This window comes from Methylobacterium longum (assembly GCF_022179385.1).
GTDB classification, from domain to species: domain Bacteria; phylum Pseudomonadota; class Alphaproteobacteria; order Rhizobiales; family Beijerinckiaceae; genus Methylobacterium; species Methylobacterium longum.
In genome coordinates, this window is sequence record NZ_BPQS01000016.1 from 30,214 (window position 1) to 53,766 (window position 23,553).

General features: G+C 65.6%; 19 protein-coding genes and 1 tRNA gene. 14 read left to right on the top strand and 6 right to left on the bottom strand.

What is annotated here, in order from left to right; translation table 11 throughout:
- The first annotated feature begins 531 nt into the window (after positions 1–531).
- The 3 genes from MFF58_RS15640 (at position 532) to MFF58_RS15650 (ending at position 2,462) form a co-directional block, all read left to right on the top strand.
- The gene (locus tag MFF58_RS15640; RefSeq protein ID WP_238289569.1) at positions 532–1,170 is read left to right on the top strand and encodes a dienelactone hydrolase family protein; all 639 of its coding nucleotides are present in this window, start codon (positions 532–534) and stop codon (positions 1,168–1,170) included.
- Entirely contained in the window at positions 1,167–1,496 is a 330-nt protein-coding gene (locus MFF58_RS15645; RefSeq protein WP_238289571.1) for an alpha/beta hydrolase, read from the top strand. The genes MFF58_RS15640 and MFF58_RS15645 overlap by 4 nt, the downstream gene beginning before the upstream one ends.
- A 153-nt stretch (positions 1,497–1,649) precedes the next feature.
- On the top strand, positions 1,650–2,462 hold the full coding sequence (locus tag MFF58_RS15650; protein WP_238289574.1) for a class II aldolase/adducin family protein: 813 nt from the start codon (positions 1,650–1,652) through the stop codon (positions 2,460–2,462).
- A gap of 149 nt (positions 2,463–2,611) precedes the next feature.
- Here MFF58_RS15650 and cls read toward each other — a convergent pair whose 3' ends face one another.
- Together cls and MFF58_RS15660 are read right to left on the bottom strand one after the other, a co-directional pair.
- Positions 2,612–4,048, bottom strand: coding sequence for a cardiolipin synthase (gene cls, locus MFF58_RS15655; protein WP_238289576.1), 1,437 nt, complete (start codon positions 4,046–4,048; stop codon positions 2,612–2,614).
- An 80-nt stretch (positions 4,049–4,128) separates the two neighbouring features.
- On the bottom strand, positions 4,129–6,267 hold the full coding sequence (locus MFF58_RS15660; RefSeq protein WP_238289578.1) for a carboxypeptidase-like regulatory domain-containing protein: 2,139 nt from the start codon (positions 6,265–6,267) through the stop codon (positions 4,129–4,131).
- 240 nt (positions 6,268–6,507) lie between these two features.
- Between MFF58_RS15660 and MFF58_RS15665 the strand changes: the two genes are divergently transcribed.
- Positions 6,508–7,389: a 3-hydroxybutyryl-CoA dehydrogenase gene (locus MFF58_RS15665; RefSeq protein ID WP_238289675.1), complete on the top strand. Its 882-nt coding sequence runs from the start codon at positions 6,508–6,510 to the stop codon at positions 7,387–7,389.
- A gap of 481 nt (positions 7,390–7,870) precedes the next feature.
- The gene (locus tag MFF58_RS15670) at positions 7,871–9,262 is read left to right on the top strand and encodes an MmgE/PrpD family protein (protein WP_238289580.1); all 1,392 of its coding nucleotides are present in this window, start codon (positions 7,871–7,873) and stop codon (positions 9,260–9,262) included.
- Positions 9,263–9,439: 177 nt separating this feature from the next.
- Here the strand turns inward: MFF58_RS15670 and MFF58_RS15675 are convergent, their stop codons facing one another.
- Positions 9,440–10,969 (bottom strand): amidase family protein, encoded by a 1,530-nt coding sequence (locus MFF58_RS15675; protein ID WP_238289582.1) that lies wholly within the window; start codon positions 10,967–10,969, stop codon positions 9,440–9,442.
- Between the two features lie 33 nt (positions 10,970–11,002).
- Between MFF58_RS15675 and MFF58_RS15680 the strand changes: the two genes are divergently transcribed.
- A complete protein-coding gene (locus MFF58_RS15680) occupies positions 11,003–12,766 on the top strand; it encodes an MmgE/PrpD family protein (protein ID WP_238289584.1) in 1,764 nt (587 codons plus the stop codon).
- A 581-nt stretch (positions 12,767–13,347) separates the two neighbouring features.
- On the opposite strand, the gene MFF58_RS15685 is transcribed toward MFF58_RS15680, so the two are convergent.
- A complete protein-coding gene (locus MFF58_RS15685; RefSeq protein ID WP_238289586.1) occupies positions 13,348–14,280 on the bottom strand; it encodes an alpha/beta hydrolase in 933 nt (310 codons plus the stop codon).
- Positions 14,281–14,341: 61 nt separating this feature from the next.
- Positions 14,342–15,706, bottom strand: a complete 1,365-nt coding sequence (locus tag MFF58_RS15690) for a cytochrome P450 (protein WP_238289588.1) — start codon at positions 15,704–15,706, stop codon at positions 14,342–14,344.
- A gap of 379 nt (positions 15,707–16,085) precedes the next feature.
- Between MFF58_RS15690 and MFF58_RS15695 the strand changes: the two genes are divergently transcribed.
- From MFF58_RS15695 to MFF58_RS15705, 3 genes are all read left to right on the top strand, one after another.
- Positions 16,086–17,342: an SPFH domain-containing protein gene (locus tag MFF58_RS15695; RefSeq protein ID WP_238289590.1), complete on the top strand. Its 1,257-nt coding sequence runs from the start codon at positions 16,086–16,088 to the stop codon at positions 17,340–17,342.
- A gap of 249 nt (positions 17,343–17,591) precedes the next feature.
- A complete protein-coding gene (locus tag MFF58_RS15700; protein ID WP_238289592.1) occupies positions 17,592–18,038 on the top strand; it encodes a DUF5681 domain-containing protein in 447 nt (148 codons plus the stop codon).
- Positions 18,035–18,640: a hypothetical protein gene (locus MFF58_RS15705; protein ID WP_238289594.1), complete on the top strand. Its 606-nt coding sequence runs from the start codon at positions 18,035–18,037 to the stop codon at positions 18,638–18,640. Before MFF58_RS15700 ends, MFF58_RS15705 begins: the two co-directional genes overlap by 4 nt.
- A 384-nt stretch (positions 18,641–19,024) precedes the next feature.
- On the opposite strand, the gene MFF58_RS15710 is transcribed toward MFF58_RS15705, so the two are convergent.
- Positions 19,025–19,100, bottom strand: a tRNA-Glu gene (locus MFF58_RS15710).
- 107 nt (positions 19,101–19,207) lie between these two features.
- Here MFF58_RS15710 and cobU point away from each other — a divergent pair.
- From cobU to MFF58_RS15735, 5 genes are all read left to right on the top strand, one after another.
- Complete coding sequence (gene cobU / locus MFF58_RS15715; RefSeq protein ID WP_238289596.1) at positions 19,208–19,735, top strand: bifunctional adenosylcobinamide kinase/adenosylcobinamide-phosphate guanylyltransferase; 528 nt, start codon at positions 19,208–19,210, stop codon at positions 19,733–19,735.
- Between the two features lie 32 nt (positions 19,736–19,767).
- A complete protein-coding gene (cobO, locus tag MFF58_RS15720; protein WP_238289677.1) occupies positions 19,768–20,370 on the top strand; it encodes a cob(I)yrinic acid a,c-diamide adenosyltransferase in 603 nt (200 codons plus the stop codon).
- Between the two features lie 35 nt (positions 20,371–20,405).
- On the top strand, positions 20,406–21,848 hold the full coding sequence (locus tag MFF58_RS15725) for a cobyric acid synthase (protein ID WP_238289598.1): 1,443 nt from the start codon (positions 20,406–20,408) through the stop codon (positions 21,846–21,848).
- A 78-nt stretch (positions 21,849–21,926) separates the two neighbouring features.
- The gene (locus MFF58_RS15730; RefSeq protein WP_238289600.1) at positions 21,927–23,273 is read left to right on the top strand and encodes an MFS transporter; all 1,347 of its coding nucleotides are present in this window, start codon (positions 21,927–21,929) and stop codon (positions 23,271–23,273) included.
- A gap of 99 nt (positions 23,274–23,372) precedes the next feature.
- Positions 23,373–23,549, top strand: coding sequence for a hypothetical protein (locus tag MFF58_RS15735; RefSeq protein WP_238289602.1), 177 nt, complete (start codon positions 23,373–23,375; stop codon positions 23,547–23,549).
- Positions 23,550–23,553 lie beyond the last annotated feature (4 nt).

Consider the following 23,553-nt stretch of genomic DNA (forward strand, 5'->3'; position numbering starts at 1 on the left):
CGCTGACGCGCATCTGATACAGATGCACTGCCTAGTCTTTGAATGGCTTGGCGCCCAGGATCGGATGCTTCGTTCATGAAGACAACCGTCGTGCGGATGAAATTAGCTGGCTCTAGACGTCAATTGGATCAACGGCTTACCAGAGCACAGGTTCATAACACGCTCTAGGACGTTTCCGAACCCTCGGAGTTTCGGACTACGCATGTTAATCGCCACTGCGCTAAGCCTTGGCAACGATCCACCATACCTTGCAGGCAGCCCGTTCAGCCATTCGGCGGGCCCACGGTACCGGCTACATAAGCCTGCCGGGATCCGACCGGCTTTGGCTGCCCTGTTGTGCTGTGGCGTGCCATCTGACGCTCGATCTCGACGTTCAACTCGGCCCCGAGCAACACGATGCAGCCGCTTCGCGACCTCGTGGCAGACTATCGGCGAGCACCGGACGGTGCATCGCGTGAATGCGCCGCCCTCGCCAGTTGACGCCGGCGCCGTTCGCGCCAAGCTAGCGCGGAACACCGTCTTGGAGGCTCGATGCGCGTCACAACCGCCACGCTACTGGTTCTCGCGGCCACGACGCTCGCGGCTCAGGCCGGATCGCCGCTTCCAGGCCGCATCGAGATCCACGCGGTCAAAAGCCGAACCGTCACCGGCGATGAGTTCCTGCGTGCTGACGCGCCCGGGCGCGACGTCATCCTCGGTGGCGAACTCCGGCTTCCGGTTGGCGCACCGCAGAAGGTGCCCGTCGTGATCCTCATCCACGGCTCGGGCGGGATCAGCGCCGGTCCTGACGCGTGGGCGCGCACCCTCAACGAAGCGGGCGTAGGTGCGTTCATCCTCGACACGTTCACCGGTCGCGGCATCGTCAGTACCATCGAGGATCAGGAGCAGCTCAACTCTCTGGCCATGATGGTCGACGCCTATCGCGCCCTCGACGTACTCGCGGCGCACCCGCGGGTCCGAGCCGACCGCATCGCGGTCATGGGCTTCTCGAAGGGGGCAGTCGCGGCCGTGTACTCGGCCTCTGAGCGCTTCCGCTCGACGTACGGAGGCGCGAACGGTTTCGCCGCCCACATCGGATTTTACACCCCCTGCAACGTAACCTACCGCGACGACACAAGGTTGGTTCAGCGCCAATCCGCCTCTTTCACGGCATTAGCGACGACTACGTGAGCGTCGTGCCGTGCCGGGACTATGTGGCCCGGCTGAAGGCGGCTGGGGCAGATGTGGCGCTGACGGAGTACCCGGACGCGCAGCACAGCTTCGATACGCCGACCAGCCCGCCCCTCGTTGGGATCCCGAAGGCGCAGAGCACCCGCAATTGCCGGCTGAAGGAAGGCGACGAGGGCACAATCCTCAACGCGGCGACGAGCGAGCCCTACAAGCTTGGAACGGATGCTTGCGTGGCAACGGGTGCGCATGTCGGCCATAATCCGACCGCAACGGCTGCTGCGCGAGAGGCCCTCGTCCGGTTTGTGCAGGCGGTGTTGCTGCAGTGAGAAGTGGCTCAGGACTATCGGCCTCCCCACAAGCAGACCCGTAGTGGATCCTGGCATCGATAGTGTGGCCTCTGACGGCGCTCGCCCGCACTCAGCCGTTGCCGCGCTCACCGTTTCGCCCTCACACTGCGCAACTTGAGCGGAGGAGACGCAATGGTGAGACCTACACTCCTGGCGGTGGTCGCCTGCGCCTGCCTGTTTGGGGATTTGTGGTCCGAACAGAGCTACGCTCAGCAACACACGCCAACACTCGAGCCGTCCCTTGGTGCCGTTGTCGAGGATCTCGTCGTCGCCAACCACATCCTCGCTGATCAAGGCGTGGTGGATGGCTTTGGACATATCAGCGCCCGACATCCCACGAGGCCTGATCACTTCCTGATGTCGCGCTCTGTGGCGCCGGCGCTGGTCCGACGCGACGACATCCTGGAGTTCGACCGCGACGGCGAGCCGGTCGATGCGAGGGGCCGACAGGTCTTCCTCGAGCGGTTCATCCACAGCGCAATCTATCGGGTACGCCCAGATGTGCAGTCAGTGGTGCACACCCACTCGCCGGCCGTGATCCCCTTCAGCGTCAGCCAGGTGCCGATGCGCGCCACCTTCCACCTGGCCGCCTTTCTGAGCTCCGGAGTTCCGGTCTTCGAGATCCGCGAGGCTGGTGGAATGACGGATCTTCTGGTTCGCAACGATCAACTCGGCAGCGCGCTGGCTACAGCACTGGGCGAGCACGCCGTCGCGCTCATGCGCGGGCACGGCGACGTCGTCGTGGGTCCGACGATACCGATGGCGGTGTTCCGCGCCGTTTACACCGAGGTGAACGCCCGGATCCAGGCACAGGCGATCACCTTGGGAGGCACGGTGACCTACCTGGAGCCGGAGGAAGGGCGCCAGGCCAGCAGGGCCGTTGACCAGATCCACATGCGCGCTTGGGACCTGTGGAAGCGCAAGGAGTCCAATCCGCATCCTTGACTGTGATCAGGCGCAATCGCGCATGACGCCCGGCGTACCTAATGGTCGCCGAGTCACCCCGGCAGCCGTGCGTCATTCAGAGAATTGCACGCGCACGACAATGGGCTGTTTCGCTTGGCGATGGCCACGGCAAGCGGAGTATTAGATATTTAGATATAAGGTAGGAGGAGGCGGGCGCTGGCGTCGCGTAGCCGGACCAGGAGCGAACGCCTTGCCAGATCTGCCTGTGTAAGGCGTCGTGCCATCTTGTTCTCCATAGTTCCTGTGATCTGCTCCGCTAGGTCTGCATCATAGATCTCAACGTTAAGCTCGAAGTTGAGACGAAAGCTGCGCATGTCCCAGTTTGCGCTACCAACAAAGCACCAAATTCCGTCGATGACGAGTAGCTTCGAGTGATCAAACGGTGGCTCATCCAGCCACACCCGAACGCCATTTTCGAGCAAGAGGCCGACGTGAGCTCGCGTGGCCCAGTCAACTAAGCGGTGATTGCTGGTCTGCGGGATGATGATATCGACAGTTATCCCCCGAACTGCCGCAAGTGACATGACACTGGTCACGACCTCGTTGGGCAAGAAATAAGGCGTTACGAGCCGAATGCTTTTCTGAGCACAGGTGAGCGCCTGAAGCACAACAAACTCAATTTTCTCGATATCAGCGTCAGGCCCGGACGTAACAACACGGGCCATAGCCTCGCCTGCCGAAGCGAGACTTGGGAACCAGCGCTCGCCATCGAGCTTCTCACCCATCGCGAATGCCCAGCTCCGCGCAAATGCTCTTGCAAGCTGTCCGACCACAGGTCCTTCGAAGCGAAAGTGGGTATCGCGGACGGGGCGCCGCGGATGTGAGGCGACGCGGTTCTCATCGGCGATGTTGATGCCCCCGGTAAATCCGATCGCTCCGTCGACGATGAGAAGCTTTTTGTGCGTGCGCAGATTGAGGAACGGCATGCGCCATGGCAGCGCCGAGTGCATGAAGAGCGCGACTGGCACGCCAGCTCTACGCAGGCGCCGGTAAATTCTATGAAAGAAATAGCCGCTGCCGATGCCATCGATCAGCACACGGACCTCCGCTCCTCGCGCCTTCGCGGCGACCAAGGCCTCAAAGAATGTCCCGCCCACCTCGTCATCGCGGAAGATGTAGCTCGACAACGCAACTGAGTGTTGAGCCGTGCCGATTGCAGCCAGCATGGCCGGATAGGCCTCATCCCCGTTGTGCAGCCGCTGGACGGAATTGCCCTCCTGGATCGGCAGCCGGGTGATTTGCCGAACAGCATGCTCGAACGTTTGGTAGGCTGACGGTACGGGAGCCGCCCGCGCTGGCGCCGCTTCAGCCCGCGTAGATAGCTTCATGTCTAATTGGCGCGCACGTCGCGAGACTCGGTTGACGCCGAACAGGGCATACAGGGCGGATCCAGAGATCGGCGCGAGCCAAGCGAGGCCAATCCAGCCGATAGTTGCTCCAACCTCACGCCTGTGGAGCAGCACGTGAACCATCACCGCAAGCGAGAGCGCGAAGCGAGATAGCGTCACTACATCCGATCGAACAAAAGCGGACAGATTAATCCATCTAAATATAATCTCCTCCACTTGCGTTCCTTCAACTTAAAATGCGCATATCAGGCACGCGAATTCTATGAAAATCTAAAGAAAGTTCTGGGATTAGACTGCTATTGTGCGAGCGGGTCAGGGCGCAGTTGTAGCCGGAACACCTTGGGCGACGCCTCTGTGCCGCCCTCGCCGTGGAAGTTCGCCCGAGTGCCAGAGGTGGTCCACAGGCCGCGCCCCTTCCAACCGGCTGCAGCATCGTCGACGCGCCCATCCACGTTCTTCGTGAAGAAGCCCAGCGGGTAGGGAACCCGCAGGCTCACGAACTCCCCGTGCACAAGAGCGAGAAGCCGCTCGCCGCCGTTGGCCGAGGCGATGGGCACGTTCGCGCCGAGCCCGAGCACGTTGTAGCGATCGACCCAAACATAATAGGCATGCTCGGCACTGTCGGAGGCGTCGAGATCGCGGAATTGCGGGCCCGGAAAGCGGTAGAGGGTCCAGCCCTCCCGACAGAGGCGCCCCTCCGCCGCTTCCGGTCCGTTAAGCGGGCCTTTGCACTTCGTGCGGTCGAAGCTAGCGAGATGCCCGCTCGACAGCGCGGTCCACACCACGCCATCGAGGCCGATATCCAGCCCACGTGGGCCAAAGCTGCCCTCCGGCGGCCGGTAGATCTCGGCTAGCGCAGTTCGGGCCGGGTCGGACCCGGGGTTCAAGCGAATGACGTAACCGGGTTGGTCGATGCGCGAGAAGCCGCGATCCATCGACTGGCCCCAGATCGTGTCGTCGACCGGGCTCGGCATGATGCCGTAGAAGGCCGCCATCACACGCTTGTCCTTGGCCGAATCGACGGGCTGGTCGGCGGCTACGAAGTCGTCGCGCCGGCCATTACCGTTGGTGTCGACGATGAGCGGGGTCCAGCCCTGCGCTTTGACGGCGTCGTGCGTCTCCAGGAATAAGCGCGTGTTGAGCCATCCGACCACACCGCTTGCCGGACCACCGGCGCTCGTCCAGAGCGTGTCGTTCCGGTCATGCCCGAAGTAGAGGTGGTGTGTGGTGAAGCAGGTGTCGATCAACTCCCAGTGTCCAGTGGCAGGGTCGTACATCGAGAGCTGGCGGACTGACTGCTTAAGCGGCGCAACTGCCGCGGATGGGTGAGTTTGGCAGAAACCCGGGTTTTCCGGCGGTCTCAAGCGTGCGGTGAACCACACCTTCCCGGTGCCATCCATCATCACGTTGTGGATGCTCGTGTGCCCGTCCCAGATCGGCTCCTCACCCCAGTAGGCAGATGGGCTGCGGGCGGCATCGAGCGACGAGGGCGTTTTCGGGTCGAGGTAGGGGTGTCTCACCTCACCGGCCACGTTCCGGACTGGATCGAGCGTCGGCACCAGATCCGTGCTCTCCTCCGGTGAGCCCCAGATCAGCCCGTTGGCATTGAGCCGAGGATCGCGCTTGTCGGTCGAGATCGCGTCGTGTTGATAGTGCTTCGGCGAGGCCCAATCCCACATCGTGACGACGAGGTTGCGCTCCATGCCCTTCGGACGCTCAGGTTTGTCGAAGGGCAACTCGCCCGCGGCGATGCGGTCGGTCCAATCGGCGAACATGCTGTAGGCCTTCTCCGGACCGAGACTGCCGAGGGCGACAGCCATGTACTCCATGGCTTGACCGGCTTGCGTGCGCAGCGCCCAGGCGGTGTGCGAGTCGTTCTGCGTCCTGAAGAAGGCCGGGATCTGCCGTATCCCGCGCGAGCCCAACGCGTGACAGGACTGGCACATGTTCTTGATCGTATCGACCCAGGCCTCCTGAGAGACCATCGTGCTTGGGATGCCGTTGCCCTGATCACCGGTGCCTGGAAACGCAGATTTCGGTGGGATGTTGAGCAGGGAGTACCAGTACATACCAGGGTAGTATTGGGCTGCTTCGGCTTCTGAGGGGGCTGCCACTGCCGTGAGCGCGAGGGACTCGCCGGGCCGAGCCTCTCTCTTGGCCGAATCCACCAAGCCGTAGCCGCGCACCCAGACCTGATAGGTCGCGCCGGGTAGATCGGGGAGCGCAAAGCGACCCTCGTCGTCCGTGACGACGACCTGGGCGTACTTGGTGGGCAGGTCCTGCGTCTCGGCGATGACCCAGACGCCCGCCTCGGGACCGCTCGGACCGCGAACCGTGCCGGCGATTGAGGACGGGGCAATGTTTGTATCGGCAGCTTGCACGTGGCCCAATGCGGCGAGCAGCAACGCGAGCCCGGCAGCTGTGCGAACGACCACGGTAATCTCCTCAGTTCTGGCGGGCACGCCCCGCCGGCCGCGACTCGCACTGTTGACAAGCTTCTCCTCCAGCCATGTAGGCGGGACCGCCGCTGCGGCGAGCGCCGAGGAAAGGTTTGGGGAGACACGTCCTTGCGCAACATGCGCCGGGGCGCCGGGTCGTGTCGGGGCCAGAGGGTGAGTTCGGCAGGCTTGTCGAGGTCGGTCGACGGTGTCACGGAATTGAGCTTGGGACGAGACATTATGATCGAGATCAAGCGCGTCGGAGTTATCGGCGCCGGGCAGATGGGTACCGGCATCGCTCAGGCATGCGCGACCGCGGGCTTCGCCGTGCGTTTGAACGACCGCGAGGAGAAGCGCATCGACGCGGCGTTCTCCAATATCGACACGAGCTTGGCCAAGCTCGTGTCGAAGGGCAAGCTTGAGGAGCGCGCAAAATGCGAAGCGCGCGAGCGCATCATTCCGGCTTACAGCTTCGCGGACTTCGCGGAGTGCGATCTCGTGATCGAGGCGGCGACAGAGAACGAGGCGACGAAGTGCCAAATCCTATCTAAGCTGTGCAACGCGCTGTCTTGCGAAGCGCTGGTTGCCACCAACACTTCGTCCATCTCGATCACGCGGCTCGCCGCCATCACTGACCGGCCGGAAAAGTTCATCGGCATCCACTTCATGAATCCAGTGCCGGTGATGCAGCTCGTCGAGCTGATCCGCGGCATCGCGACTGAGGAGCAGACCTACGAAGCGGCCAAGGCATTCGTTGCCAAGCTCGGCAAGACGTCGACGATGTCCGAGGACTTCCCGGCCTTCATCGTCAACCGCATCCTGCTGCCGATGATCAACGAGGCTGTCTACACCCTCTACGAGGGCGTTGGTTCGGTGGAGTCGATCGACAACGCGATGAAGCTCGGCGCGAACCATCCTATGGGCCCGCTGGAGCTTGCCGACTTCATTGGGCTGGATACCTGCCTGTCGATCATGCAGGTCCTCCATGAGGGACTGGCTGACTCAAAGTACCGGCCTTGTCCGCTTTTGGTGAAGTACGTCGAGGCCGGCTGGCTCGGTCGGAAGGCCAAGCGGGGCTTTTACGATTACCGCGGGGCTGAACCGGTCCCGACACGCTGATTTGCCCCGCTACACCATTATTTCTGCGTTTTCCTCAACAGCCGACCTCCGGAGCGAAACGCGGAAGGTCTGGACCGGTCACTCTGAGGCTTTTACCTGAGCCTCGCAGAACGTCCGCTTACCTGCAGTTTTAGTCTCGAAGCGGCCAGATGGCTTTCGGCCAAACCCAATCGTTCGAGAGGCCTGAACCGAACTGCATGCAAGCGGACGTTCCCACCTCCCGCTTCGAGTCGCTTTGAGACGACCCGTTGAGCCGTGACGGAGGTCTGCTTTTTCAGTTTGAACGCTGAAGTCTCGCGATGCCAGCCTCGGCGCAACACCCTTCGACCGACAAACCGTCCTGTGATTTGACCCCTCCTGCCTGTCTGGTATCCCACGCCAGCACTGCGCGCCGGGAGCAAGATCAATGGCTGGTCGAGACTTAGCCAGCGGGGCAAGTCGGCGAACCCTGCTTCGCGGCGTCGGATGCGCTATCGGCGCCGTGCCGCTGCGCGTCTTCGCCGCTCCGAATACCGTCAGCCCGGTCATGGCCAACCTCAGCGCATATATGAGCGCAGCCGGAGATCGCGCGCTTCCCGACGAAGTTGTCGAGAAAGCCAAGCACCACATCCTCGACACGTTCGCCGCCATGGTGTCGGGTTCAGGGCTCCCGCCCGCTAAGGCTGCCTACAGCTTCGCGGCATCCTATGGTGGCTCCGGCGAGGCCACCCTCGTAGCAGCCAAGACGACGGCCGACCCGCTGGTGGCGGCCCTGGTCAACGGCATGCTGGCGCACTCGGACGAGACCGACGACTCGAACGAGTTCTCGCAGTCGCATCCAGGCGCAGCCATCGTCCCAGCTGCGCTCGCCGCCGCCGAGAAATTTGGGATCGGCGGCACGCGCTTCTTGCGCGCCGTGACACTGGGCTACGACGTGGGTCCGCGCGTCACCCTTAGCTTCGATGCGATCCCGTTCCGCAACAATAGCCACAAGAGCACCCACGCCATCGCGGGCGCCTTCGGGGCGGCGGCCGCCGCGGCCTGCGCGGCCAAGCTCGACGCTCAGCAGATGCGCTGGGTACTCGACTACGCGGCCCAGCAATCCTCCGGGATCGGCGCTTGGACGCGCGATACGCAGCACATCGAGAAATCCTTCGTGTTCGCCGGAATGCCCGCGCGCAGCGGGCTCACCGCAGCGCTGATGGTGCACGCCGGGTGCACAGGCATCGACGACATCTTCTCCGGTGCGGACAATTACTTCCTGGCATATGCGCCCGACGCACGGCTCAGCGAGCTCACGGCCGAACTGGGCGAGCGCTACGAGATTGCCCGCACGAACATCAAGAAGTGGACAGTGGGCTCTCCGATCCAGGCGCCGCTCGATGCTCTCAGCAACATCCTGCGCAAGCAGTCCCTCGATCCTGACGCGGTGAAGAGCGTCGTCGTCCGCGTGGCGCACACTGAGGCGCGCATCGTCGACAACCGCGACATGCCTGACATCTGCCTGCAGCACATGGTGGCGGTCATGCTGCTGGACGGGACGGCCTCGTTCAAGGCGGCTCACGACAAGGACCGCATGGCCGATCCGACGGTTCTGCGCACGCGCGCCAAGGTCAAGCTCATTCCGAGCGACGAGCTGGAGCGCCTCGAACCCGCACGCGCCGCCATCGTGGAGATCGCGCTGAACGACGGAACGGTCCTGACGGACAAGGTGCTGGCGGTCCGCGGCACGGCTGACAACTCGATGCCGCGCGAAGAGGTCGTCGGGAAGTGTCGCGACCTGATGGAGCCCGTTCTCGGCAATGAGAAGGCCTCGGCGCTGATTGATGCTGTCATCGGGATCGAGAAGGTCGGGAACGTGCGCGACATCTGCAGCTTGCTGCGCGTGGGCTGATCCCTCGAACGACCGTCGCGCCTGGAGCTGAGTTTGATTCAGCTGCAACGGTGCAGATTGCGAGGTCGCCGGATCGGATGCGTGTGAAGGACCCCCGCCCTTCGTCGATAGCCAAGCCCGAGAGAACTCGTGAGGGCAAGTGACGCCCGAGCCTTCATGAGCCCCGAGGGTCAGAAGTCAGTGGGCTTGTGCCAGGGGCGGCGTGCTGGACGGCAAGCGGTGAGGCCCCGTGGCCTGCTCGTAGGCGTAGGCAAGGCCTAGGAGGTGCCCCTCGTCGAAGGGACGACCGAGGAGGTCCATGCCGACCGGCACCCCCAGTGGCGCGGTCTCTGTCGGCGTCGAGAATCCAGCTGGGACGTCGATCGCCGGGTAGCCGGTCAGGCCCGCGATGATGCCATTGCGATCGGCCTGGTTCGGCTCGGTGGTCGGCACCACCAGTCGCTTCTGGAGCGGGTAGGCCAATGCGTCGAGCTTGTTCTCGTTGAACACTGCCGCGAGGTGGTCTTTGAACGCCGCGATGCGCTGAAGACGGGCCTTGTACTCCGGCTCGTTCATGCCGTCTCCGCGCGCCTGAGCGGCGAGCAGGAATTTCTCCAAGGCGGGCTTGTTGTACTTGCCCGAGGCGATGATGCCGGCGAGGTCCTTCTGCGGAGCGTTGGGTACCGAGGCAAGGTAGGCGTTCATGAGCGCCTTGAACTCGTAGGTTTGGACGTCGTCCGCTGCACCCAGCCGGTCAGCCTCAAGGGCCGGATCGTCGATATCGACGAGCACCGCGCCGGCTGCACGAAGCCGGTCCAGTGCTGACTGCATAACCCGGTTTACCTCGGCGTGCTCCGGCTTCGTGCCAAACAAGACCTTGACCACACCGATGCGGGCGCCCTTGAGGGCGTCGGGCTTGAGGTCGGCAGTGTAGTTTCCTTTCACCTTGTCCGGGTCAGCCATGACCTGCAGCATGGCTGCCGCATCAGCGACAGTACGGGTGATGGGGCCGATAGCATCCTGGGTCTTGGAGACCGGCATGATGCCGTCGAGGGTGATCAGGGCTTGGGTGGCGCGCAGGCCGACGAGGTTGTTGGCCGAAGCCGGCGAGCGGATCGAGTTCACCGTGTCGCTGCCTGTACCTGCGAGCGCCATGCCGCTGGCGACCGCTGCTCCAGTCCCACCGCTGGAACCGCCCGGAGTCCTGGTCAGATCGTAGGGGTTGAGTACCTGGCCGCCGAGCGAGCTGATGGAGGTGCCGCCCAAGGCGAACTCCTGCATGTTCGCCTTCGCCAGGATGATGGCGCCGGCCTTGCGCAACCGGGCTACGACCGCAGCGTCCTCCTTGGGCTGTGCGCCCTCTAGCGAGGAGGAGCCACCCGTCGTGGCCATCTCGGCCGTGTTGTAGTTGTCCTTCAGCACCAGTGGGACGCAGGCGAGTGGTCGCGTGGCGAGGTCGCCGCGGGTCTGATCGACGGCGTCGGCCTGCTTGAGGGCGTTACGGTTGCTCTCGCGGATGGCGGCGAGCTTCGGGCCGGCCTGATCATAGGCGGCGATTCGATCCAAGTAGGCTTGAACGAGGCCGTGACAGCTGATTTGGCCGGTGGCGAGGGCTTTGTGCACCTCGGCGACCGTCGCCGTTTCGGCGGCGAATCGGTCCTGAGCTTGTGCGGCAATCCCGAGTGAGGTGACGAGGGTGACCGCGAGTGCAGCAGTGGCCTTGGACATGAACAAGCCCATCAAGCAGAAGGGGGCTGTTGTTTGGACCGCTTCGTCGGTTCGGACAAGCATTTTGCTTCGGTGCAGCATTCATTAAGGCTGGTGACAGACCACCGACCGCCACGTTTTGTGGAAAAATCCGCCGCAGCCATAAACAGCCACTTGGAGCGCAGCCATCTGTCGCTGCGACTGAGCCACTTACTTGAACACATCCTCGTGATCTATGTGCTTCGAGGTTGCTGCACACGATCTTGTCGATACTTTTACTGTTTTCGATTAGAGGCAAGAAGGCCCAAGATGCTAAGCCGTAAGCAGTTTCTGATTGGTTTGTCGGCACTGGGTAGCGGGTCGGCGCTGACTGGACTGGTTTCGCAAGACACAGCTGCTGCGGAGCAGAAGCCCAGTTCGGCCGCGCACGTGCCGGGAGTGACAGAGGAGGCTGCCAACTTCGTGGTCTCGACCCGCTTCGAGGACTTGTCCCCAGATCTGATCGCGCTCGGCAAGAAGCACATCCTCGACGCGGTCGGTCTCGCCATCGCCGGCGAGAAGGCCGAGACCGGCCCGATTGTACGCCGCTACCTCGCCAATCTCGGTGTGCTGAATGGACCGTCCACCGTCCTCGGCACGGACCTACACGCCGGTCCGCGCTTCGCCGCCTTCGCCAACGGCGTCGCCATCCATGCTGACGACTTCGACGACACGCAGCTCGCCGTAGCCAAGGACCGCGTCTACGGCCTGCTCACCCATCCCACAGTGCCAAACCTGCCTGCCGCCCTGGCGATGTCGGAGGCGCTCGGCAAATCGGGACGGGACTTCATGCTGGCCTATCACCTCGGCGTCGAGGTCGCCACGAAGCTCGCAGAGGCGATCGCGCCGCGGTCCTACGAGAGCGGATTCCACTCCACGAGCATGTGCGGCGCGTTCGGTTCGGCGGTCTGCGCAGGCAAGCTGCGCGGCCTCGACGCCAAGCAACTGCGCAACGCTTTCGGCGTGGCCGGAGCGGAAGCCGGCGGGCTGCGCGAGAACTTCGGCACGATGACCAAGCCGTTCCAGGCCGGTCACAGCGCAGAGGCCGGCATCGTGGCAGCCGATCTCGCAGCGCTGGGCTGGACCGCCGCCGAGGACATCTTCGAGGCCAAGCGCGGCTTCTTCGCGGCCTTTGGTGGCGGCTGGGATCCGGGAGCGATCACTAGCAAGTTCGGCAAGCCATGGTCGCTGCTCTCGCCCGGCGTATCGATCAAGCCCTATCCCTCCGGCTCGCTCACTCACCCAGCGATGGACGTGATGGCGGAGCTGATCGCGCAGCACGGCATCCGAGCACAGGATGTGGCGCAGGTCAGGGTCGGCACCAACAGGCAGATGCTCAACACGCTGATCCATCACCGGCCCAAGACGGGCCTGCAGGCCAAGTTCAGCATGGAGTATTGCATGGCCGTGCTGCTGGTCGACGGCAAGGCGGGGCTCAGCGAGTTCCAGGACGACGTGATCGCCCGGCCTGACCTGCAGGCCCTGATTGCCAAGGTCGATTTCTACAACAATCCGGATGCCGACGCGGCCGGCGCCGACAAGATGCGCAGCTTCGTTGAGGTCCGGCTTGCGGACGGTCAGACCTTCTCTGGGCAGGGGGACTTCGCCCGCGGCAGCCCACAGAAGCCGATGAGCTTCGACGACACAGTCCGCAAGTTCCAAGGATGTGCCAAGTTCGCCGGGTTGCCTCAGGACAAGGCTGAGCGGCTCGTGACTGCCGTCCAGACCCTCGAGACCGTGACCGATATGCGCTCAGTCTTCACCGGTATTTTCACCTGAGAGCCCGTCCGATAAGTGCCCTCATAAGGGGCCCGGCAGGTGGCTTTGTGCCCTCATCGCCCAGGGCAAGAATGCTGCCGGTGGAGCAGCCTATAGCCTCATGGACGACTTATCGGACGAGCTCTGAGGCATCGAGGCTCGCTCGCGCGCTTCTCAGGCCTGTTGAGCGCCCTCTGAACTATTCTGATCGGCCTCTTGCCGGACGGACAGCAGGCCATGATCAATGTCTGAGGCAACGCGTGCGGCGTGCGTCCGCTTCGCTGCTTCGGTCGCTCCAAAGCGGGCCGGCTGATTTCGGCCAAACTTCGTCACGCCCGATCACCATCGAGCGCAACAGCGGACGTTCGGCTTGGCGCCCATCCTGGCCAATCAATGGCCTATGGCGGCTTCTCCGAAGCGGACGCTGCAGCAGCTCAGCTTGTGAGTCTTGACTGCGTCATTCGCTGGCCTTCGTCGGTGAGCCGTGCATCACTCTTCCGTGCGACGCAGATCAGAACCTGGGCACGGTCATAGCGCTATAACGCCCCCGCAAAACGGACAGTCCAGAGCTTTTGACTCACCCTCGATCCTTGAGGCCCACTTCATGAGCGTACCGACCGTGCGAGCGCGAAGACTGCTTGAGCAAGCACCCCATCCTGCGACCGCAGCTGGTCATAGACGGTGAAGTGGTTGGCGCGCGGAACAGGGATCAGGGCACCTGCCTCATGATGGTTGGCGCGGTAAGCCTGGAAGGTGCGGCTGTTCTCAACCAGCGGCGGCAACTCACCCGTGCCGTAGCCCAGCGCCAAAGGTTTGTTGACGGGTGCCAGACGCAGAGGCGACAGCGTCGTGACCTCCTCGTCCGTGAGATGCAGCTTGTCGTTCAGGTAGGTGTCGCGCAGGGGACCAAGCTCGTAAATGCCGGAGATGGCTAGCCCAGCCCGCACGCTTGGATGATCCAAGGTCATCGCGCATAGGTGCCCACCGGCAGACCAGCCGGAGAGGATCACGGGCCCGGCGATGCCGCGCGACGGCCCCTCAGCTGCCAGCCAGTCGAGGGCATGGCGCACCTCATCAACAATCTCGATCAGGGTCGCGTCTGGCGCGAGGGTGTAGCCGGGCATGGCTGCGGAGAACCCAGCGGCCAGAACTCCCTCCAGCATACAGGAGAAATTCTCGCGCGAGCGCGTCTGCCAGTACCCGCCATGGATGTGGACGAGGCAGGGGGCCGAGCGCTCGGACGCGGGGAACAGGTCCCATTTGTTGCGCGGCTTTGGCCCGTATGGAATGTCCACCAAACTCGCGAACCGTTCGCGGAGCTTGGCCGAGTCCTTGGTCCAGCCATCCACGATCTTGGCGCTATCGGTGACTGCGGCCGAGTTGTTGTAGGCGCTGTCGCGCTGGGCGCGGTTCATGGTTGCCCAATTGTCAGGACCGGCGACCAACGACTGCGCACTGGCTGTCGTAGCAAAGCCGGTGGCAGCGAGGGCAGTCGCTGTACCCATCAGCAGGTGACGCCGGTTTGTATCGCTCATGCCGCAGCTTAGCTCGAAGTTCCGGCGAAGCCTATGCCGTCGTGCCTTGCCGCATGGCGCATTAGCGCGCCTCAATCCGGAACTTTACTGGGCCCGCGGGGCGCAGGGTGATCGAAGGGAAAGGCACGACGGGCCTGTCTTGCGACGGCAGCAGACGGCATCGTCGTGCGATCGACGCCAGGATCAGCACTGCCTCCATCACCGCGAAGCGTTGCGCGATGCAAACCCGCGGACCGCCGCCAAATGGCATGTAGGCAAAGCGCGGTAGCTGCCTGTCGGCGCGCTCGACCCAACGCTCGGGCCGAAATGCCAGTGGCTCTGCCCAAAAGCGCGAGTCGCGGTGCAGCACCCAAGGACACGTGTACAGTGGCGTCCCTTTCGGGATCGCATGGCCGCCAATCTCGCAATCCTGCCCCGCCTCGCGGCCGATCAGCCACGCGGGTGGGTACAACCGCAGGCTCTCGTTCACGACCTGCTCGGCCAGGGGCAGGCGGTGCAGGTCCTCGAACGTGACGGGTCCATCACCCAGCACGGCATCCGCCTCGGCGGTCAGAGCGGCGCCGACCTCAGGATGCTGCCCGAGCAGGTACAAGGCCCATGTCAGTGCCAAGGCCGTCGTCTCGTGCCCCGCGAGCAGGAAGGTCACCGCCTCGTCGCGCAGCTGTCGATCCGACATCGGCGCGCCGGTCTCATCCCGTGCATCGATCAGCGCGTCGAGGAGGTTCTGCCCGGCCGCGGCTTCGCGTCGCCGCTTCGCGATGATGCGGGTCGCCACGTCCTCGATGCAGGCCAGCCCACGCCGGTAACGGAGGTGGCCGGGTAGCGGCACGGCGTCGGGGATGAGGATGGGCCGAACCATGCGCGCGGCCATCTCGCTAGTCAGGTCGGCAACAGCGGTTTCAATCCGCGGGATATCAGCCTCGATGCCGACGCCGAATAGCGTCTCGGCAACGATGCGCAGGGTGAGCGCCATCATATCGGCGTGCAGGTCACGGACCTCACCGATGCGCCAGCTATCGAGCATCCGTTCCGTCGCTTGGACCATGACACCGGCATAGGCCGTCAGTCGCGCTGGCGTGAAAGCCGGAGCACACAGGCGGCGTTGGCGCTGCCAGAGAGAACCATGGCTGGTCACCAGCCCGTCGCCGAGGACCGCCGTGAATTGCCGCCACAGGAAGCTGATCTTGGGGAAGTTGCGATGCTCTGTGACGAGGACGCGCTCGATCAGATCCGGATTGTTGAGGAATAGGGCGCGGCGCGGGCCGAGGCGGAAGGGGACGGCGTCACCGTAGATAAGCGCACAGTTCGTGAAGAAGGTGAGAGGATCCCTGCGCAGACCGAGTAGGTTGCCAATCAGCGGCAGACCTCTCGGTCCAAGAGGCTTGGAGGTCGTGGGAGAGCCGGCGATAGGCGAAAGCGTAGTCAACGGGGGACCTCCTGCGCCGAGGCACTCCGGTACGCTAACTACTCCTTTGGGGTTCGGCAAAACCTCGGCACGCTCCAGCACGGCTTGGGATCCACCTTTAGAGGAACTAAGCACAAGGCACGCCTTCCAGCGGGCCTCACGGCGTCGGCGAGGCTGCGTTGCACCGACATTCGGCTTTGCGCCCAAGCCAGTTGGACAGCACTCAGCAAACGGTCGGCCTGAACTGACGTGCTCGGCAACCGCTACACATGTGCAAAAAGTTCCATGCAGCGCTCGCTCGGCTCAAGGCTGAGCTTCGTCTTCGGACCACTGAGCAGAGGCAACGCCAATGCTGATATCGCCGTCGCCCAGACCGGGCGTCGCACTACCGAGACAACCCATGTCTACCCTCATCCGCGCCGGCTTCTCGCTCGGCGCCGTCGCAACCTACGTCGGCCTATCCCGCCTCGCCTCCATTGAGGCCGGTATCGCGGCCGGCCGCGCCGCCGTCAAGCAACTGTCCGACAGTGACCTCGCCCCCCTGAAGACGAGTGCTGCCGCCGATCTGGCGAGCGGATCCTCGCTGCCGTTTTTGGCGCTACTCGCCGTGCTGGCGCTCATCTGGCTCGTTCCCGGACGCCGAGCGCCACTGGCCGCAGGTCTGCTGGGCCTCGGCATCGTGGCCGCGCCTGAGCCGTCACGCGCCTACTTCAGCAAGTACGACTACGGCGAGTACATCGAGATCCTGCCGAACCAGTCGGCGTTCATGATCCCGGAGAGTGGAGACACGAAGACGGCGCAGGCGCAGTTCGGCTCGGAGAAGTTCCTCGCCGAGAGCAAGGTCGCAGCCAAGCGGGTGCAGATCCCGCACACCAAGCTGCCGAACACCGGCACGCTGTCAGACTACTACGTTCCGGCAGCCCGCCTGATCATCGTCGACCGCACGCCCGTCTCGCGCGAGTGGACGACGTCGGCAAACCGCGGCACGTCGAGTACCGACCAGGGCTTCCGGTTCGAGACCGCCGACTCGATCGGCTTGTCTACCTCGGTGGTCATTTCCGCCTTCGTCAAGGAGGAGGACGCGGCCAAGTTCCTGTACTGGTTCGGCACCAAGGCGGCCGCTCAGGACACCGACGAAGCGCGCTTCGCCTCGGTGCTCTACGGCCGCTCGCTCGCCGAAGTGGTCGACGGCAACGTGCACCGCACCGTGCAAGCCGCACTGGCGCGCGAATTCGGCAGGCGCTCTACGGACGACGCGATCCGCCAGAAGGCTGAGATCATGGCCGCCGTCGAGAAGGCAGTGGTCGATCAGTTCGCGCCGATGGGCGTCACAGTCACGACGCTGGGCTTTGCAGACGAGCTGAGCTTCGCGAATGCGGCGATCCAGGCCGCGATCGACGACACATTCATGGCCAACAAGCGGGCACAATCAGCTCAAGCGCAACTCGCCACGCTGCCGATCCAGGAGCGGATTCTCGACATGGAGATCCGTCGCTCGGACGCGCAGGCGCGGCAGACGCTAGCGGGGCGCTGGAACGGCAACGCCTCGGGCTTCCTGCCCTCCTGGATCGTGATCCCGAGCGATATCGTCGGGATGATCAAGGGCTGGTTTGGCGGTGGCGAGCCGAAGCCCGCGATGCCGGCCGCCAAGGGCTGACGAAAGACTCTGAATCAACTGACGGTCCAAGTTGGATCGAAGTGGGCGGGTCCGCTCTTGCGGCAAGCCTACTCCGAAGCAGCCATTCTGCTTACGGCCAAACCCAGTCATTCAGGCGCTGAGTAGAACTGCCCGAAGCGGACATCTCCGCCTCTCCCTCAGCGGCAGAGGCGCCACCATCACGCGCGTGCCTTCCCGTCCTGTGTGGTATCATGATACCGTAATCAGGCGGGCGTGGAGGCAGCCGTCGTGAGCACTTCAGGTAAGAACGCGGGATCTACGCAGAACCAGCAGGTGCGCGGCAGGCCGTTCGCGCCCGGTAACCGCGGTCGGCCGAAAGGCGCCCGCAACAGGAGCACGCTGGCCGTCGAGCAGATGCTGGACGGCGAGGCCGAGGCCCTCGCCCGCAAAGCCATCGAGATGGCGCTCGATGGTGACGGGCCGGCGATGAAGCTCTGCCTCGACCGCCTGCTCTCGCCGCGGCGGGATCGGGCTATCACCTTCGCGCTGCCGGTCATCGAGAGCGCGGCCGACCTGCCGAGAGCGACTGAGGCCATGCTGCAGGCGGTCGCGTCTGGCGAGATCACGCCGTCCGAGGCCGCCGACATCGGCAAGGCAGTCTCGGCTCACATCGAGGCGGTCACCGCAGCCGAGATGGCGCAGCGCCTCGCCCGCCTGGAGGAAGCCGGCGCATGAGCGCCAACCTCGCCAGCCTGGAGCGCCGCCTGCGCAGGCTGGAGGAGCGCCGCACCGGCGAGGACGCGGTCTACGTCGCCTGGGGGCGAACGGCCGCCGAAGCCGATGCGGTCCTACGGCATGCGAGAGACACCGGCATTGTTGCGCACTGGGACGAGGCCATCGCCCTGGTCTGGCGCGACCCTACGCCGGCCCCATCCTCCCGTTGGCTCGTGCTCGGGCGGGAACACGAGAACGAGTTGAGCGACCGCGAGCTGAGCCTTCTGGTCGACGCCTTTGAGGAGGAGGCGGTGCGCCGGGAGCGCGAGGTGGCGGCTGCCAAAGGCGCGGATCTGCCCGACCTCGACGACACGGATGTGCGGATCCGGATCCTGCGTCGCGAGAGCCGCGACCTGCCGCGCGACCTTCGGTTCATGGCCATCCGAGAGAACCCGGAGCCGGTGATGCACTGGTCAGCCCGAGGCTCGGGTCTCGTGCGGGCGTGCCAATGCCCGAGCTGTTTGTCTGGTGAGACCTCACCGCAGGTGCAGTACCCGGCCCACCAAGCTCGCTTCCGCGCTTGGCTTAAGCGGTACGCACCCGAGGACGAGCTGTACGTATGAACTTCGTCGACATGTGTCGCCGCTAAGCGCGATTGGAAGCTGTACGGCGGGCCGGGGCGCCAACCGGCGGCTTTTCGGACCGTCCTGTCGGAGATCCGGCTGGCGACTTCGACGTGACTGACACTCTGGCTGACCGGCAGCGCTGGGTTGCGGAGGGCAAGGGCAGCATCTGCAACGGTGTGCTCTACCTCGTCAGCACAGAGATGGCCGTCAATGGGTGGGGGCGCGGTACGTCACTGAGGACTGAGAAGCATGGCCTACAGCTAGCCCATCCAGCCATATCGGACACGAGCAAACGTGCACGGACAAAACCAGTTTTTCCGTAAATTTTCCGTACGACCACCCATTTACAAGCGCGAAAGCAAGCTAAGTGATTGGATTTGTTGGCGCGCCCTACGGGAATCGAACCCGTGTTTTCGCCGTGAAAGGGCGACGTCCTGGACCGCTAGACGAAGGGCGCTTTGGCTAGGCTGGGGTTCTATAGTCGGAGCGGGGGCGGCCGGCAACCGTCGAAGCGTCGCGGAATCGAGGTTTGACCGCGGGCCGGCTTGCGGCGATGGAGGAGGCATGCCTCAGCCCCCCCCACGCATGACCCTCGTCCTCGGCGGGGCGCGGTCCGGCAAGAGCGCCTACGCCGAGGGGCTGATCGAGGCCTGCCCCGGCCCCTGGCTCTACCTCGCCACCGCGCAGGCCTTCGATGACGAGATGGTCGCTCGCATCGCACAGCACCGCGCCCGGCGGAGCGAAGCGTGGCGCACCCGGGACGTGCCGCGCGCCCTGCCGGAGGCGATCACCGCGTCCGAAGGACCCGTCCTGGTCGATTGCCTGACGCTCTGGCTCACCAACCTGATCCTGGCGGAGTCCGACGTGGCGGCTGCCGCGGAGCAACTGCTCGCCGCCTGCGCGGGCGCCCCGGGGCCGCTGGTGCTGGTGGGCAACGAGGTCGGGCTCGGGATCGTGCCCGACAACGCCCTCGCCCGCCGCTTCCGCGACGCGGCCGGCCGCCTGCACCAGCAGCTCGCCGCCCAGGCCGACCGGGTCGTGCTCACCGTGGCCGGCCTGCCGCTGATCGTCAAACCCGGAGCCTCCGCGTGAGCGACGACAGGAGCGACGACATGAGCGACCGCATGAGCGACGACGCGACCCGCCACCGCGCGAAGATGGAGAAGCGCAAGGCCGTGCAGGACGCCGAGGTGGCGGCCAAGACCGTGGAAAAGGGCCTGCTCCTCGTCCATACCGGCCCCGGCAAGGGCAAGAGCACGGCGGCTCTGGGGCTGATGCTGCGGGCGCTCGGCCGCGGCTGGCGGGTCGGCATGGTGCAATTCATCAAGGGCGGCTGGGACACGGGCGAGCGCCACGCCATGGCGGCCTTCGGCGAGCGGGTCGTGTGGCACACCCTCGGCGAGGGCTTCACCTGGGAGACCCAGGACAAGGCCCGCGACATCGCCGCCTGCCGCCACGCCTGGGAGGTCGCCGAAGGCCTGATGGCCGATCCCACGATCCGCCTGCTCGTCCTCGATGAGCTGAACATCGCGCTGCGCTACGACTATCTCGACCTCGATGCCGTCGTCGCCGCCCTGCGGGCGCGCCGGCCGGACCTGCACGTGGTGGTCACCGGCCGCAACGCCAAGCCGGCCCTGGTCGAGGCCGCCGACCTCGTCACCGAGATGGGCAGCGTCAAGCACCACTTCGCCGCCGGCGTGAAGGCGCAGGAAGGGATCGAGTTCTGAGCTCGCCGCGCGCGAAGGCGCCCAAGAAGGCCCTGATGATCCAGGGCACCGGCTCCGATGTCGGCAAGTCGCTGCTCGTGGCGGGGCTGGCGCGCGCCTTCACGGAGCGGGGCCTGAGGGTCCGGCCGTTCAAGCCGCAGAACATGTCGAACAACGCCGCCGTCACCGCCGACGGCGGCGAGATCGGCCGGGCGCAGGCGCTCCAGGCCCGGGCCGCCCGGGTGGCGCCCTCCGTGCACATGAACCCGGTCCTGCTGAAGCCGCAGAGCGAGGTCGGCTCCCAGGTGGTGGTGCAGGGCCGGATGGTCGCCACCGTGAAGGCGCGCGATTACCAGGCCTGGAAACCCCGGCTGATGTCCGCCGTCCTGGAGAGCTTCTCACGCCTCGCGGAGGACGCCGACCTCGTCCTCGTCGAGGGCGCGGGCTCGGCCTCCGAGGTCAACCTGCGCGCGGGCGACATCGCCAATATGGGCTTCGCCCGGGCCACCGACACGCCGGTGGTGCTGGTGGGCGACATCGACCGGGGCGGCGTCATCGCAAGCCTCGTCGGCACGAAGGCCGTGATCGACCCGGAGGACGCCGCGATGATCGCCGGCTTCCTCGTCAACCGGTTTCGCGGGGATCCGAGCCTGTTCGCCGACGGGATGCGGCTGATCGCCGAGCACACCGGTTGGGCGGCGCTCGGCCTCGTGCCGCATTTTCCCGAGGCCGCGCGCCTGCCGGCCGAGGACGTGCTGGGGCTCGCCGGCTCGGAAGCGCGCGGGCCCGGAGCCGTCACGGTGGCGGTGCCGGTGCTGCCGCGCATCGCCAATTTCGACGACCTCGATCCGCTGCGGGCGGAGCCGGGCGTCCGCGTCACGCTGGTCCGGCCCGGGACACCGATCCCCGCCGAGGCCGCGCTCGTGCTGCTGCCGGGCTCCAAAACCACGATCGACGACCTGGAGGCTTTTCGCCAGGAGGGCTGGGACATCGACCTGCGCGCCCATGTCCGGCGGGGCGGGCGGGTGCTGGGACTCTGCGGCGGCTACCAGATGCTGGGCCGGAGCCTCGCCGACCCGCACGGGATCGAGGGGGCGCCCCGCACGGTGCCAGGCCTCGGTCTGCTCGAGGTCGACACCGTGATGACGCCGCAGAAGCGCCTCGCCGCCGTCACCGGCACGAGCCTGCCCGACGGCGTGCCGTTTGCCGGCTACGAGATGCATATCGGTGCGACCGAAGGGCCCGACGCGGCCCGGCCGCTGCTGCGCTTCGCCGACGGGCGCCTGGACGGGGCGGTCTCGGCGGACGGGCGCGTGGCCGGGACCTACGTCCACGGCCTGTTCGCGCAGGATGCGCAGCGGGCGGCCTGGCTCGCGCGCCTCGGGACGGCCTCGGAGGGTGCCGGCTACGAATCCGGGGTCGAGGCGGCGCTGGACGGACTCGCGCGACACATCGCGGCCCATGTCGACTGCGACCGCCTGCTGGCGCTTGCCCGGTAGGCGGGGCGTGAGCCAGGGATGACTCCGTGTCATGCAGGTCCCGCCACGAAGGACCGCACGCGCCCAGAGGAACGCCCCATGCCCCCCACGCCATTCCCCGCCGGGGAGGATCTCGCCGCGAGCACCGTCCGCACCGTGACCCTGCGGCTGATGCCGCTGCTCGGCCTGCTCTACCTGATCGCCTATATCGACCGGCAGAACGTCTCCTACGCCAAGCTGGAGATGGTGGGCAGCCTCGGCCTCTCCGAGACCGCCTACGGGCTCGGGGCCTCGCTGTTCTTCCTCGGCTACTTCCTGTTCGAGGTGCCGGCTAACGTCTTCCTGGAGCGGGTCGGCGCGCGGATCTGGTTCGCGCGGATCATGATCACCTGGGGGATCGTCACGGTGCTCCTCGGCTTCACCCAGGGCACGGCGATGTTCTACGTGCTGCGCTTCCTGCTCGGCGCCGCGGAGGCCGGCTTCTTTCCCGGCGTGCTGTTCGCCCTGACCCTGTGGTTCCCGCATGCGCACCGGGCGCGGATGATCGGCTGGTTCATGATCGCCAGCGCGGTCGCCAACGCGGTCGGCGCGGCGGTGGGCGGGGCGCTGCTCGGCCTGAACGGGCTCCTGGGCCTCCAGGGCTGGCAATGGGTGTTCCTGGCCACCGGCGCGCCGGCGATCCTCATGGCCGCGGTGGTGCTGGTCGTCCTGCCGGACGGCCCTGAGACCGCGCCCTGGCTGTCGCGGGCCCAGCGCGACTGGCTCGCCCGGACGCTCCGGGCGGAACGCGAGGACGGCGGCCATGTCGACCACGGCAATCCCTTCGCCGCGCTCCTCGACCGGCGGGTGCTGATGCTGGCGGGCGTCTACATCTCCCTGCCGCTGGCCGCCTACGGCCTCGGCTACTGGCTGCCCACCGTGGTGAAGGGCTTCGGGGTCTCGAACCTGACGAACGGCTTCCTCAACATCATCCCCTGGATGGTCACGGCCCTCGCCCTCTGGTGGGTCCCGCGCCACGCCGCCCGCACAGGCGCGCAGGGCAACGCCCTGACCTGGCACGTGGTCGGACCGGCGCTGGTCGGGGCGGCGGGCCTGGCGCTCTCCGTCGTCCTGCCGGGCAACGCCGTGAAGTTCGCCTGCTTGTGCGTGGCCGCCGCCGGGACCTTCGCGGCCCAGCCGGTCTTCTGGTCGATGCCCGGGACCTTCCTGCGCGGCGCCTCGGCGGCGGCCGGGATCGCGGCGATCAACTCGGTGGGCAATCTCGGCGGCTTCGTCGCCCAGAACGCCGTGCCGTTCATCCGCGACCAGACCCGGAGCGACCTCGTGCCGATGCTGTTCCTGGCGGCGTGCCTGGCGGTGGGGGCGGGGCTGATGTTCGTGGTGCTCTCCGCCCTGCGCCGGGACGCCGCCCGGCGGGCGGTACCGAATGCGGTGCGGCCGGCCTGAACGGGGACCGGCCTCGTGCGTTATCGTTCCTCAGGCCGACTCCGTCGGCAGGATGATGCACCCCGCGCCCCGCGGGACATCTTTGAGGAGGGTACCGCGATGAGCCAGGGATTTCCGCTCATGATTCTCGCGTTCGGAACGCTCGGCGGCATCTGGTTCCTGGCCGCCGCGGCCCGGAAGCAGGTCGCCGACGCCAAGGGCAGCCCGGAGCGCTCCAACCTGATCCACCAGCACGGCGGCGCGCCGCGGCCGAACATGCCGGGCACCGAGCACTGAGGCG

What these genes read in the sequence shown, in the direction of transcription:
- MFF58_RS15675 (WP_238289582.1), bottom strand. Translation starts at nt 10,969, where the DNA reads ATGTCCAAGGCCACTGCTGCACTCGCGGTCACCCTCGTCACCTCACTC.
- MFF58_RS15650 (WP_238289574.1), top strand. Translation starts at nt 1,650, where the DNA reads ATGGTGAGACCTACACTCCTGGCGGTGGTCGCCTGCGCCTGCCTGTTT.
- MFF58_RS15685 (WP_238289586.1), bottom strand. Translation starts at nt 14,280, where the DNA reads ATGAGCGATACAAACCGGCGTCACCTGCTGATGGGTACAGCGACTGCC.
- cobO (WP_238289677.1), top strand. Translation starts at nt 19,768, where the DNA reads ATGAGCGACGACGCGACCCGCCACCGCGCGAAGATGGAGAAGCGCAAG.
- MFF58_RS15730 (WP_238289600.1), top strand. Translation starts at nt 21,927, where the DNA reads ATGCCCCCCACGCCATTCCCCGCCGGGGAGGATCTCGCCGCGAGCACC.
- MFF58_RS15640 (WP_238289569.1), top strand. Translation starts at nt 532, where the DNA reads ATGCGCGTCACAACCGCCACGCTACTGGTTCTCGCGGCCACGACGCTC.
- MFF58_RS15725 (WP_238289598.1), top strand. Translation starts at nt 20,406, where the DNA reads ATGATCCAGGGCACCGGCTCCGATGTCGGCAAGTCGCTGCTCGTGGCG.
- MFF58_RS15695 (WP_238289590.1), top strand. Translation starts at nt 16,086, where the DNA reads ATGTCTACCCTCATCCGCGCCGGCTTCTCGCTCGGCGCCGTCGCAACC.
- MFF58_RS15705 (WP_238289594.1), top strand. Translation starts at nt 18,035, where the DNA reads ATGAGCGCCAACCTCGCCAGCCTGGAGCGCCGCCTGCGCAGGCTGGAG.
- MFF58_RS15735 (WP_238289602.1), top strand. Translation starts at nt 23,373, where the DNA reads ATGAGCCAGGGATTTCCGCTCATGATTCTCGCGTTCGGAACGCTCGGC.
- cobU (WP_238289596.1), top strand. Translation starts at nt 19,208, where the DNA reads ATGCCTCAGCCCCCCCCACGCATGACCCTCGTCCTCGGCGGGGCGCGG.